Raw genomic sequence first — 12,885 nt, 5'->3', positions numbered from 1 at the left:
TTGATCTTCCTTGTGCACCAACGTCCTTGCCGGGAGCGCGATGGAGTTCGCCGTACTTGGGCCGCTTCACGTCTCGGGTGACCAAGGGCCGCTGCCGCTCGGCGTCGGCAAGCAGCGCACCCTGCTGGCCGAGCTCCTGTGCCGGGCCGGCCGCCCGGTCTCCCCCGCCACCCTCATCGAGGCCCTGTGGCAGCAGCGCCCGCCACGCACCGCCGCCGACAACCTCCGCCTGTACGTCCACCAGCTCCGCCGCACGCTCGGCCAGGACCGCATCACCCGCACCGACGCCGGCTTCGTCCTGGCCGTGCACCCGGGCGAGCTGGACGCCGAACGCTTCGAGACCCTGGCCGGCCGGGGCGGCGCCGCGCTGACCGGCGGCGACCACGAACGGGCCGCCGCGCTACTGCGCCAGGCGCTGGAGCTGTGGCGCGGCCCCGCGTACGCGGGGCTGAACCTCACCGCCGGGCTCCGCGACCACGCCCGCCGCCTGGAGGAGGAGCGCCTGGCGGCGCTGGAGCAGCGGATCGAGGCGGACCTGGCCCGCGGCCTGCACGCCGTGCTCATCGCGGAGCTGACCGAGCTGGTCGCCGAGCACCCCCTGCGCGAACGCCCGCGCCGCCAGCTCATGCTCGCCCTGGCCAGGTCAGGACGGCAGGCCGAGGCGCTGGCCACCTACCGCGAGGCCCGCCGGGTGTTCGCCGCCGAGCTGGGCCTGGACCCCGGCGACGAGCTCAACCGCCTGCACCAGGCCATCCTCACCGGCACCCTCGACCCGGCCCCCGCCGGCGCCGCGACGCCCGCCGCGCGGCCGCCCGCCCAGCTCCCGACCGACATCTCCGACTTCACCGGCCGCGACGAGCAGCTCGCCCAGCTCACCGCCCTCCTCGGCGACGAACCGCCGCAGGGCCCCGGCCAGGTGCGCATGTGCGTGATCGCGGGCATGGGCGGCGTCGGCAAGACCACGCTGGCCGTGCACGCCGCGCACCGCATCGCCCGCCACTACCCCGACGGCCAGCTGCACACGAACCTGCACGGCGCCGAGGCCAACCCCGCCGACCCCGGCCAGGTGCTGGCCGCCTTCCTCACCGCGCTCGGCGTGCCGCGCTCCACCCTGCCCGAGACCGTGGACGAGCGGGCCGCGCTGTTCCGCAGCAGCCTGGCCGAGCGGCGCATGCTGATCGTGCTCGACAACGCCGCCTCCGAGCAGCAGGTGCGCCCGCTGCTGCCCGGCACGTCCGGCTGCGCCGTCGTCATCACCAGCAGGGCCAGGCTGAGCGGCCTGTCCGGCGCGGCCCTGATCGAGCTGTCGGTGCTGCACCTGCGGCAGGGCGTGCGCCTGCTGGCCAGGATCGCCGGCGCCGGACGCGTGCAGGCCGAGCCCGAGGCGGCGGCGGAGATCGTCCGGCTCTCCGACGGGATCCCGCTGGCCGTGCGGGTGGCCGGGGCCCGGCTGGTGGCCCGGCCGCACTGGCCGCTGACCCGGCTGGCCGGCCAGCTCAAGGACGAGCGGCGGCGGCTCGACCAGTTCGCGACCGGCGACCTGGCGGTCCGGGCCAGCCTGGCGCTCAGCTACGTGGGGCTGGAACCGGCCGCGCGGCGGGCCTTCCGGCTGCTCGGCGCGCTGGAGGTGCCCGACTTCGCCGGATGGGTGGCGGGCGCGCTGCTGGACGTGCCCGTACCGGTGGGCGAGGAGCTGGTGGAGTCGCTGGTGGACAGCCAGCTCGTGCTGATCAGCGGCGTCGACCCGGCCGGGCAGCCGCGCTACCGCTTCCACGACCTCGTCCGCCTGTACGCCCGCGAGCGCGCCGAGCTGGAGGACCGGCCCGAGGCGGTCGCGGCGGCGCTCGGCCGGGCCTTCGGCGGCTGGCTCGCGCTGGCCGAGCAGGCGACCGAGCGCGTCCAGGGCAGCTCCTCGGCCATCATCCACGGCTCGGCCGCGCGCTGGAGCTCGCCCGACGGCACGCCGTGGGAGATCCGGCAGGACCCGATGGCCTGGTTCGACACCGAACGCACCGCGCTGGTCGCGGCGATCCGGCAGGCGTGCGCGCTCGGCCTGGCCGAGGTCGCCTGGGACACCGCCTGCTGCGCCGAGCGCTACTTCGACGTGAGCGGCCTGTTCGACGACTGGCGGGCGCTGCACGAGCGGGTGCTGGCCGCGTGCCTGGCCGCCGGCGACCGGCTGGGTGAGGCGGTGATCAGGCGCGGCCTCATGCACGCCACCACCTGGACCGAGACCGGCGAGGCCATGGCCGCCCAGTACGACGGCGCCGAACAACTCATCGCCCTGTTCACCGACCTGGACGAGCGGCGCGGCCTGTCGGACGCGTACGTGCTGCGCGCCTGGGGCGAGGCCGCCAGGGGCGACATGGCGCAGGGCCTGCGCTCGGGCCGCCTCGCGCTGGAACTGGCCGAACGCAGCGGCCACCAGGGCGGCGAGGCCAGGGCGCACGTGTGCATGGCCGTGGCCTACGGCACCAGGGACATCAAGATGGCCATCGTCCACCTGCTGCGCGGCCTCGACCTGGCCACCAAGCTCGGCAACCCGCGTTTCGAGGCCACGACCCTGCAGTTCCTCGGGCTCGCCCACGCCCACGCCAAGGAGTTCGAGGCCGGGCTGGAGTACATGGTCCGGGCGCTGGCCATCTACCGGCAGATCCGCGACCCGCTGCTGGAGGCGATGGGCCTGGTCGCGCTGGCCAAGCTGTACGCCGGGCACCACGACCCGCGGGCCAGGGCGGTCGCCGAGGCGGCCGAGCTGCTGAGCCGCTCCCACCGGCTGGCCCACCACCGGGCCGACGCGCTGTGGGTGCTGGGCGGGGTGGACCTGGCCGAGGGCCGGGTGGGCGAGGCGGTCACGCACCTGGAGGAGTCGGTGCGGCTGTGGCGCACGCGGGGGTGGCAGGAGTTCCTGGCGGGGGCGCTGGGCAGCCTGGCCGAGGCGTACACGGCGGCGGGCGACCACGCGGCGGCGGCCTCGGCCCGCCTGGAGGCCGAAGAACTCGCCGGCTCCCCTCAGCCGGGCTGAGCCAGGCGGCCCGCCTGCTTGCCTGCTCTCCCCAGGCGGGTCGAGCCGACGCTTGCCTGTTCTCCTCAGGCGGGTTGAGTAGGTGAGCGCTCGTGTCCCCGGGCCCGGCGCGGGCATGCTGGCCCTCAGGACCAGTGTGAGGAGTGAGATGCCGCGTTCCGCCCTGCTGTGGGCAGTGATCCTGATCGCCGGAGGCGTCGCCGCCGTCGCCGTGTGCGTGCTGACCGCGCGCGCGGTCGCCCCGGACGCTCCCAAGGACGTCCTCGACTCGCCCGCGCTGCTTCCGGCCTTCGCCGCGCTGGCGGTCCTGGCCGGGCTCGCCGCGTGGGCCGTCCCGCATCCGCTGTGGGGGGCCGTCGCCGCCGCGCCGTTCTTCGTGCACTTCGCCGCCGGGGTGGTGGGCGAGCTGCGGTCGGGCGGGCAGGGGTTGTGGCCGGTCGGGCTGCTGTTCCTGGCCGGCCTGACGCTGCTGCCGCTGGCCGCCTCGCTCGTCACGTCGTTGATCGCCCGGTCCCGCTGATCGCCGGTTTTCCAGGAGCCCACGGCCACCGTATGGCGTACGGTACGATCGCCTACCCTGCTCCCCATTTGATGTGACAAGAAGGGATTCCGTGGCCACCAGCGCCAAGACCGACGCCGTACGCGCCCGCTCCTCCGATCACACCGCCGCCGACAGCCACGACATCATCCAGGTACGCGGCGCCCGCGAGAACAACCTCACCGGCGTCGACCTCGACCTGCCCAAGCGCCGCCTCACCGTGTTCACCGGCGTGTCCGGGTCCGGGAAGTCCTCGCTCGTCTTCGACACGATCGCCGCGGAGTCCCGGCGGCTGATCGACGAGACGTACACCACGTTCGTCCAGAACTTCATGCCGAGCCTCGCCCGTCCGGACGTCGACTCGCTGCGGAACCTGAGCGCGGCGATCATCGTGGACCAGGAGCGGATGGGCGCCAACGCCCGCTCGACCGTGGGCACCGCCACCGACACGTACACGATGTTGCGGATCCTGTTCAGCCGGCTCGGCTCTCCGCAGGTCGGGCCGCCGTTCGCGTTCAGCTTCAACCGCGCCGAGGGCATGTGCCCCGAGTGCGAGGGGCTCGGCAAGGTCGCCGGCGTCGACGTCGACGAGCTGGTCGACCGGGACAGGACCCTGAACGAGGGCGCGATCAAGGTCCCCGGTTTCGCGGTGGACACCTGGTACTGGCAGATCATGGTCGGCTCCGGCCTGTACGACCCCGACACCAAGCTGCGCGACTTCACCCCCGAGCAGTGGGCGGACCTGCTCGACAAGCCCGCCACGAAGATCAAGTACGGCACGAGCAACTTCACCTACGAGGGGCTCGTCACCAAGGTCAAGCGCCAGTACCTGGCCAAGGACCGCGAGTCGATGCAGCCGCAGGCGCGCGCCTTCGCCGACCGGGCGCTCAAGCTGACCGGCTGCACCGCCTGCGGCGGCTCACGCCTGAACGAGGCCGCCAGGTCCTCCCTCATCGGCGGCCACAACATCGCCGACTGCTCGGCCATGCAGATCAACGACCTGGCCGAGTTCGTCAAGGGCATCGACGAGCCGAGCGTCGGCCCGGTGCTGCTCGGGCTGCGCGACACGCTGGACTCGCTGGTCGAGATCGGCCTGGGCTACCTCAGCCTCGACCGCGAGTCCGGCACGCTGTCGGGCGGCGAGGCCCAGCGCGTGAAGATGGTGCGGCACCTGACCTCCAGCCTGACCGACGTCACCTACGTCTTCGACGAGCCGACCGCCGGGCTGCACCCGCACGACATCCAGCGGATGAACAACCTGCTGCTCCAGCTCCGCGACAAGGGCAACACCGTGCTCGTGGTCGAGCACAAGCCCGAGGTGATCGAGATCGCCGACCACGTCGTGGACCTCGGTCCCGGCGCGGGCACCGGGGGCGGCCGCATCTGCTACGCCGGCGACCTCGGCGGGCTGCGCGACTCCGGCACCCTGACCGGCCGCTACCTCGGCCACCGGGCCGCGCTGCGCACCGGCGTCCGCCCGGCCAAGGGGCACCTGGAGGTCCGCGGCGCGACCCTGCACAACCTGCGCGGCGTCGACGTGGACATCCCGCTCGGGGTGCTCACCGTCGTCACGGGCGTGGCCGGCTCGGGCAAGAGCTCGCTCATCCACGGATACGTCTCCGGCCGCGAGGGCGTGGTGGTCGCCGACCAGTCGGCGATCCGCGGGTCCAGGCGCAGCAACCCGGCCACGTACACGGGCGTGCTCGACCCCATCCGCACGGCGTTCGCCAAGGCCAACGGGGTCAAGCCGGCCCTGTTCAGCGCGAACTCCGAAGGCGCCTGCCCGGCCTGCAAGGGCATCGGCCTGATCTACACCGAGCTGGCGATGATGGCCGACGTGGCGTCGGTGTGCGAGGCGTGCGAGGGCCGGCGGTTCACGCCGGAGGTGCTGACGTACCGGCTGCGCGGCAAGAACATCAGCGAGGTCCTGGAGATGCCGGTGGCCGAGGCGCGCGAGTTCTTCACCACCGGCCAGGCCAGGACGATCCTCGACCGCCTCCACTCGGTCGGCCTGGGCTACGTCGGGCTCGGCCAGCCGCTCACCACGCTGTCGGGCGGCGAGCGCCAGCGGCTCAAGCTGGCCATCAACATGGCCAGGAACGGCACCACGTACGTGCTGGACGAGCCCACCACGGGCCTGCACCTGGCCGACGTGGACAAGTTGCTGGCCCTGCTGGACCGGCTGGTGGACGACGGCAACACGGTCATCGTGATCGAGCACCACCAGGCCGTGATGGCCCACGCCGACTGGATCATCGACCTCGGTCCGGGCGCCGGCCACGACGGCGGCCAGGTGGTGTTCACCGGCACCCCGGCGCGGCTCGTGGCGGAGGGCGACTCGCTCACCGCCGTGCACCTGCGCGACTACGTGGGACACCAGGCCCCGTAGCGGGCCGGACCTCCCGGGCCGCCGGGCCCGGGGAGGTCCGCGCGTCAGCCCGGCGTGCCGCCGCTCCCCCGCTGCCGGGACCTGACGACCGCCACCACGTCGGAGGCGCGCAGCAGACCGAAGTGCCGCGAATCCACGCTGCGCCGCGGGTTGTCACCCAGGACGGCGATCCGCCCGGCGGGCACGAGCCCGCCGCCCAGGACGGCGGGCAGCCGCTCGCCCCCGCCCGCGACCAGCCGCTTGACCAGCAACGGCGGGTTGGGGGCGGTGGCGTTCGGGTTGCGCACGATCACGATGTCGCCGGTCGTCCCCTCGGCCCGCCGGGCCAGCAGCCGCTGCCCCGGCCGCAGCGTCGGCTCCATGCTGACGCCCTCGACCCGTACCGACAGGAACCGCCGTCGCGCCCACACCAAGGCGGCGGCGGCCACCACCAGCACGAGCCCGGCCAGGTAGCTCATCCGGCCGGCTCCTCGACGTAACCGGCGGACTGCAGGGTGAACAGCCGGGCGTAGGGGCCCTGCCTGGCCATCAGCTCCTCGTGCCGTCCCCGCTCGGCCACCCGTCCCTCCTCCAGCACGACGATGAGGTCGGCGTCGCGGACGGTGTTGAGCCGGTGCGAGACGAGCAGCCCGGTACGCCCCGCCCGCCCGGCCCGCATCCGGACGTGCACGTCGTGCTCGGCCTCGGGGTCCAGGCCGGAGCTGGGCTCGTCGAGGATCATCAGGTCGGGGGCGTCGCGCAGCAGCGCGCGGGCTATGGCGACGCGCTGCCACTGCCCGCCCGACAGCTCGACCCCGGCCTGCGCGCCGCCTCCCTCTCCGTCGTCGCCGACGAAGAGCCTGGTCAGCGGGGTTCGGTAGCCGTGCGGGAGGGCGGCGAGCGTGTCGTGCACGCCGGCCCGCCGGGCCGCGGCCTCGATGGCGGGCCGGTGGCCGAGCTGGGCGAGGTTGCCCAGGCCGATGTTCTCGGCGGCGGTCAGGTCGTAGGCCATGTGGTCCTGGAAGACGGCGCCGATGCGGGCGCGCAGGGTGGCCGGGTCGAGGCGGCGCAGGTCGGTCCCGTCCCACAGGATCGTGCCCCTGGTGGGGTCGTAGAAGCGGCACAGCAGCTTGACCAGGGTGCTCTTGCCCGCGCCGTTCAGGCCGACCAGGGCGAGGCTGTGGCCGCGCGGGATGAACAGGCTCACGCCCCGCAGGATCCAGGGATGCTCGTCGCCGTAGCGGAACCACACGTCGCGCAGTTCGATGCCGTGCCGCAGCTCCGGCGCCGGGGCCGCCGCCACGGGCAGGTCGGAGGGGGTGCCGGCGACGTCCAGGTAGTGGCCGAACAGGCGCAGGCTCTGCGCCATCTGCGCGATCATCTGCACCATCGTGTTGAGCCCCGCCTGTGTGCCGGCCATCGCGCCGATGAACATGGCCACGTCGCCGACGCCGATCCGGCCCGCGCCCGCCGCCACGCCCGCCCAGAGCAGCCCGCCTCCGGCCACCAGCGCCGCCAGCAGTTCGAGCGCGCCGTTCGCGGCCAGGCGGCGCAGGTCGAGGCGGCGCTCGGCGCGGTCGATGCGGGCCCGTTCGGTCAGCATCCGCCCGCGCAGGAACCCGCCGATGCCGAACAGCCGGACCTCCTTGGCGGCCTCGGCGCTGGTCAGGAGCTGGCCGTAGAACAGCTCCCGCCGCTCGGCATGGCTGGTCTGCCAGAGCATCGCCACCTGCCTCCTGGCCAGGCGCAGCTGTACGGCGAGCGCCGGCACCAGCGAGGCCAGCACGACGGCCGCCAGCCAGGGATCGACCACGGCCAGCACGCCGAGGAACCCGGTGACCGTCAGCGCGGCCCTGCCGACGTCGAAGGCGGACCCGAGCAGCGTGGGACAGGTGACGGTGGCCTGCTGCGCCAGCCGCAGCCGGTCCAGGAACGCGGGGTCCTCGAAGTGGCGCAGTCCGGCGAAGCGTTCGGTGGCGGCGAACAGCCGGTCGGTGGCGCGCAGCCCGGCGGCCCTGCCCAGGGCGGCGTTGGCGTAGCCGGACAGGCTCGGCAGCACGCCGGCGGCCAGCCCGCTCGCCGCCAGCCCGAGCGCCGGGCCCGTCACCGATCCGCCGTGGGCGGTCAGCACGTCGAACACGCTCTTGGTGAACCAGGCCGCCGCGATCGGGACGGCGGCCTGCGCCAGGGTGGCCGCCAGGTAGCCGACGACCATGGCCGGCGCGCTGCTCCAGGCCAGCCGGGCCACCGCGAGCGGCCCGGACCGCTCAGCCACGCGCGACCGCCGTCACGCCGGCCAGGTCGTGTCCGGCCGCGAGCACGGTACGGCTGTCGTCGACGAGGAAGACCTTGGGGAAGACCTCGACCTTGAACGCCCGCGCCGGCTGCCCTCCGTCGGGCTCGCCGGCGAAGACCGTGGCCACCGGGTCGAGCAGTGCGCGCATGGGCTCCGCCTCGCCGGGCGGGCCCGCGATCACGGCGACGACCTGCGCGCGCGGCATCGTGGCGGCCAGTTCGGCGAACCGGGGGGCCAGTTCCTCGCACGGCGCGCAGGACGGGGAGAAGAAGCCGACCAGCGTGCGCGCGGGCAGGTCGGCCCCCGGCAGGAACTCCGCGGCCGTGTCGCCGGGTTCGAGCGAGGGCGGCGGGCCGCCGGCGGATCCGTCCAGGGCGTCGAGCCGTTCGGCGTGCGCCCGCAACCGGCGGACGATCCCCAGGCCCACCATCAGGTTGAGCACGGTCAGCGCCGCCAGCACCAGCACGGCCGCCGCCAGGGCGTGAATCACTGAGACCTCCTCGTCACGGGGGACAGCGGGCCGGACCCCGTCGGCGGAGCCCGGCCCGTCACGTCAGATCGCGGTGCCTACAGGCAGTACGTCGACCAGCCGTTGCACCTGACGCCCTTGTCGCCGTAGTCGCAGCAGCGGCGGCACAGACCGTTCTTCCGCTCGACCCAGCAACCGGCCGCCGCGGCGGTCACCTGGGGGACGAGACGCGCGACGAGACGGTCGCAGAGTCCGGTGAGAATACGCATGTACCCCTGCCTTCCGTGATCCCCGCCGGATCCGGCCCGGCGGGAGGACGAACTGACCCGGGCAGCCTCACCCGGCCGTCTGAGCGATTTCTCAATGACTTCTCAATGCCGTCTCGAAGACGTGACAACGCGGGATGAACCGGTCCCCCTTGATTAGGCTCGAAGATCATGATGATTCGGTTGCTCGGACCGGTGGAGCTGGAGCGCGCGGATCAGACCAGGCCGGTACGGCCTCCGCAGGCCGCGCTCGCGCTCGCCGCGCTGGCCTGGGAGGTGGGCCGGGTCGTGCCCGCCGAGACGCTGGAGGCCCGGATCTGGGGCGAACGCGTGCCGCCGGGCGCGCGGAACACGCTGTACACGATCATCACCCGGCTGCGTCGCGAGGTGCTCGGCGACGAGGGCCGCGTGCTGCGCCGGGTCGGCGGCTATCAGCTCGACGTGGCCGAGCCGGGCGTGGATCTGCGGCGCTTCCGGAGCCTGGCCGAGGTGGCGGCGACGGCGGCCGATCCTCGTCCGCCGCTGGAGGAGGCGCTGGCGTTGTGGCGCGGCGACCCGCTGACCGGGCTACCGGGCGAGTGGACCGAACGGGTGCGCCGGCGGTTGTGGGAGGAGCGCAAGGAGGTCGTGCTGCGCTGGGCCCGTACGGTGTCGGCCGAGGACCCCGGGGCCGCGGTCGCGGCACTGTCGCCGCTGGCCGAGGCGTACCCGCTGGACGAGCTGGTGGCCGTCGCGCTCATCGAGGCGCTGCACGAGGGCGGCCGGACCGCCGAGGCACTGGCCCGCTACGCCGGCGTACGCCGCACCCTCGCCGAGGAACTGGGCGTCGAACCCGGCGCCGCCCTCCGCGACCTCCACCACCTGCTCCTCCGAACAGGCGGGACAGGCCGGACAACCGGAACACGCCGTCAGGCGGCACCGGAGCCCCGGCCAGGCCCGCCGGGCGGGGACGCTCCGGGCGGGGACGCTCCGGGCGGGGACGCTCCGGGCGGGACCGCGCCGGGCGTGGACGCGCCGCCGGTTCCCGCGCAGTTGCCCGCCCGGCTCGCCGGTTTCGTGGGCCGCAAGGCCGAGCTGGAGCGACTGGCCGGCTCCGCGGCCGTCTGCGTGATCTCGGGACCGCCCGGCGTCGGCAAGTCCTCGCTGGCGCTGCACTGGGCGCACCACCACCGCGACCGGTTCCCCGGCGGCCAGCTCCACGCCCACCTCGGCGCCCTCGACCCGGCCGACGCCTCAGCCGTCCTGTCCCGCTTCCTGGGCGCGCTCGGCGTGCCGGAGACCCGGATCCCGCCGGGCGTCGAGGACCGGACCGGGCTCTACCGCAGCCTGCTGGCCACCCGCCGGGTGCTCGTCGTGCTGGACGACGTCCGCGCCGCCGAGCAGGTCACCCCGCTCCTGGCCACGGCGCCCGGCTGCCTGACCGTGATCACCAGCCGGACGGAGCTGCCCGCGCTGTCGGTCACCGTGGGCGCGTCCCTGCTGCACCTGGACGTCCTGTCCGCCGACGAGGCGCACGGCCTGCTGGCCGCCCGGGTGGGCGCGGACCGCCTGGCCGCCGAACCCGAGGCCGCGGAGCTGATCGTCGACAGGTGCGGCCGCCTGCCGCTGGCCCTGGCCATCGTGGCGGCCCGTACGGTCCGCCGCTCCGACCTCCCCCTGGCCGAGATCGCCGCCGGTCTGGACCGCGCGGGTGCGGATCTGGAGCCGTTCGCCGACACCGATCCCGCGATCGACCTGCGGACCGTGTTCGGCCGGTCCTACCGCGAGCTGCCCGAGGAGGCCGCGCGGCTGTTCCGCCGGCTCGGCGGCCAGGCCGGACCGCACCTCGCGCTGGCCGCGGTCGCGAGCCTGGCCGGCCTGCCCGTGGAGCGCACCCGCGGGCTCGTCGACCAGCTCGACCGCGCCAACCTGGTCGAGCTGTCGGCCCGCGGCCGGCCGCGCCTGCACGACCTGCTGCGCGCGTACGCCGCCGAGCAGGCACGGGCCGCCGACCGCCCGGCCACCCGCCGGGCCGCCACGCGCCGCCTGCTGGACCACTACCTGCACTCGGCCTGCGCGGCCAGCGCCGCCTGCTACCCGCACCGCGAGCACCTCGCGCCGGCGCGGCCCGCCCGCGGCGTCACCGTCGAGCGCTTCACCGCCCCGGAGGAGGCCCTGCGCTGGTACGCCGCCGAGTCGGTGGCGCTGCCCGCGCTGGTGGCGGAGGCGGCGCGGGCCGGGCTGGACCGGCACGCCTGGCAGCTCGCCTGGGGGTTCGGCGAGTTCATGCAGCGCCGCGGCCCCTGGGAGGAGATCCTGGGCGTCCAGGAGGTGGCGCTGGAGTGCGCGGAGCGGCTCGGCGACCTCCTGGCCCAGGCGGGCTGTCACAGCCGCCTGGCCCGCGCCCACGCCAAGCTCGGTGCCGACCAGCAGGCGGTCGCGCACTTCGAGCGGGCCGTCGAGCTGCACCGCGACCTCGGGGAGCCGGTCCTGGAGGCGCACCTGCACCTCGGCCTGGCCGTTCCGGTCAGCCGGGTGCGGCCCGGCGAGGAGCTGCGCCACGCGCTGCGGGCCCTGGAGCTGTTCGAGGCGGGCGGCGACGCCATCGGCCAGGCCCGCGCGCTGAACAACGCCGGCTGGTGGCGCGCCCAGCGCCGCGAGTACGACCAGGCGTACGCGGACTGCAGCCGGGCGCAGCGCATCCTGGCCGACCTCGGCTACGCCCAGGGCGAGGGCCACGCCTGGGACAGCGTCGCCTACGTCCTGGACGCCATGGGCGACCACGGACGGGCCGTGGCCTGCTACGAGCGGGCGGCCGAGCTCCTGCTGGGCTGCGACGACCCGCACCCGGCCGCGGAGACGCTGGTGCGGCTCGGCGACACGCACGCCGCCGCCGGCGACCCCGCCAAGGCCCTGAACGCCTGGAGGCGGGCTCTGGAGTGCTACGACACCCTCGGGGACGCCCAGGCGGAGTCGGTCCGCGCCCGCTGCGCGGCCCTGCGCCACGGGGAACACCCGCCGCGGGGCCGGTGAGCCGTCCGGCGGGTCAGACGGCCAGGCGGGCGATGATGCGGGCGAACTCCGGCGGCGGCGCCACCACCAGCCTCGTCTGCCCCTGCTGCACCACGATGTCGGCCCGGATCAGCGTCAGCCGCCCCTGGTGCCACCAGTAGACCTGCGAGCTCAGCCCACCCGTACGCGCCGCGTGCACCCGCAGCCGCTCGATGGCCCGCACCACCCCGATGCCGTCCACCGGGTGCACCAGCATCGTGTACGGGTCCGGCAGCACCACCAGCACCCCGTCGGCGGGCACCGCGAGGTGGTCGCCGAGCCAGCGCAGATGGGTGGCGGCCGCCGGGGTCATGCCGGTCAGCCGGGTCACCGGCGTGCCGCCCAGCTCGATGCTCTCGGCCCGCAGCCGCTCCTCCCGCCGGACGTTCGCGACGGCCAGGTCGAGCGCCTGAGCGGTCGGGACGGGCCAGCAGCCGGCCTCCTCGGGCCGCACCAGGCGGGAGCCGACGGTCAGCAGCTCCACCAGGTCGGCGTTGAGGTGCCGCCCCACCACCCGGGTCAGGTCGGCGACCTCGTCGACGGCCTCCACCCGGGTGCGCAGCAGGGACGCGACCTGGTCGAGGTCGCAGGCGTCGTAGCGCTCGTCGGCGGTGGCGAGGGCGTGCGCGAGGTGCTCGGAGACCAGCACCGGCCAGTCCTCCCTGGCCCGGCGCCCGGCCTCGCGGCGCAGCCCGGTCAGCTTCACGACCAGCTCGGCGATGCCGTCGCCGCGCAGGGTCAGCGACGCGCCGTCGCGGGCGAACTCGCACACGAACCGCAGGGACTCCGCCACGAGGCCGAGCAGGGAGTCGAGGTCGACGTCCTCGATCGGCCGGCGGGAGGGCTCAGGGTCGCGCCTGAAGAAGCTCACACACCGTCCCCTCTGTCGGGTT

The 12,885-nt window shown here is 74.9% G+C and carries 9 protein-coding genes; 4 read left to right on the top strand and 5 right to left on the bottom strand.

What is annotated here, in order from left to right; translation table 11 throughout:
* Nucleotides 1-40 precede the first annotated feature (40 nt).
* The 3 genes from ACIA8R_RS48095 (at nucleotide 41) to ACIA8R_RS48085 (ending at nucleotide 5,952) form a co-directional block, all read left to right on the top strand.
* On the top strand, nucleotides 41-3,025 hold the full coding sequence (locus tag ACIA8R_RS48095) for a BTAD domain-containing putative transcriptional regulator (RefSeq protein WP_397044634.1): 2,985 nt from the start codon (nucleotides 41-43) through the stop codon (nucleotides 3,023-3,025).
* A 148-nt stretch (nucleotides 3,026-3,173) separates the two neighbouring features.
* A complete protein-coding gene (locus tag ACIA8R_RS48090; RefSeq protein WP_397044632.1) occupies nucleotides 3,174-3,545 on the top strand; it encodes a hypothetical protein in 372 nt (123 codons plus the stop codon).
* A gap of 91 nt (nucleotides 3,546-3,636) precedes the next feature.
* Nucleotides 3,637-5,952 carry an ATP-binding cassette domain-containing protein gene (locus tag ACIA8R_RS48085; RefSeq protein ID WP_397044630.1) on the top strand — a complete coding sequence of 772 codons (2,316 nt, stop codon included), beginning with the start codon at nucleotides 3,637-3,639 and terminating at the stop codon, nucleotides 5,950-5,952.
* Between the two features lie 44 nt (nucleotides 5,953-5,996).
* On the opposite strand, the gene ACIA8R_RS48080 is transcribed toward ACIA8R_RS48085, so the two are convergent.
* From ACIA8R_RS48080 to ACIA8R_RS48065, 4 genes are all read right to left on the bottom strand, one after another.
* Nucleotides 5,997-6,410: a S26 family signal peptidase gene (locus tag ACIA8R_RS48080; RefSeq protein ID WP_397044628.1), complete on the bottom strand. Its 414-nt coding sequence runs from the start codon at nucleotides 6,408-6,410 to the stop codon at nucleotides 5,997-5,999.
* Nucleotides 6,407-8,206 (bottom strand): ABC transporter ATP-binding protein, encoded by a 1,800-nt coding sequence (locus ACIA8R_RS48075; RefSeq protein WP_397044626.1) that lies wholly within the window; start codon nucleotides 8,204-8,206, stop codon nucleotides 6,407-6,409. The genes ACIA8R_RS48080 and ACIA8R_RS48075 overlap by 4 nt, the downstream gene beginning before the upstream one ends.
* Entirely contained in the window at nucleotides 8,199-8,717 is a 519-nt protein-coding gene (locus tag ACIA8R_RS48070; protein WP_364098361.1) for a hypothetical protein, read from the bottom strand. The genes ACIA8R_RS48075 and ACIA8R_RS48070 overlap by 8 nt, the downstream gene beginning before the upstream one ends.
* A 77-nt stretch (nucleotides 8,718-8,794) precedes the next feature.
* On the bottom strand, nucleotides 8,795-8,965 hold the full coding sequence (locus ACIA8R_RS48065; RefSeq protein ID WP_357705789.1) for a hypothetical protein: 171 nt from the start codon (nucleotides 8,963-8,965) through the stop codon (nucleotides 8,795-8,797).
* Between the two features lie 168 nt (nucleotides 8,966-9,133).
* Between ACIA8R_RS48065 and ACIA8R_RS48060 the strand changes: the two genes are divergently transcribed.
* Nucleotides 9,134-11,974, top strand: a complete 2,841-nt coding sequence (locus ACIA8R_RS48060) for an AfsR/SARP family transcriptional regulator (RefSeq protein ID WP_397044623.1) — start codon at nucleotides 9,134-9,136, stop codon at nucleotides 11,972-11,974.
* Between the two features lie 13 nt (nucleotides 11,975-11,987).
* On the opposite strand, the gene ACIA8R_RS48055 is transcribed toward ACIA8R_RS48060, so the two are convergent.
* Nucleotides 11,988-12,863 (bottom strand): hypothetical protein, encoded by an 876-nt coding sequence (locus ACIA8R_RS48055; RefSeq protein WP_397044621.1) that lies wholly within the window; start codon nucleotides 12,861-12,863, stop codon nucleotides 11,988-11,990.
* Nucleotides 12,864-12,885: the final 22 nt, after the last annotated feature.

This window comes from Nonomuraea sp. NPDC051191 (assembly GCF_044455665.1).
In the GTDB taxonomy this organism is placed as follows: domain Bacteria; phylum Actinomycetota; class Actinomycetes; order Streptosporangiales; family Streptosporangiaceae; genus Nonomuraea.
Note: the sequence above shows the minus strand (reverse complement) of the source record. Positions and strands in the feature narration are given on the sequence as shown.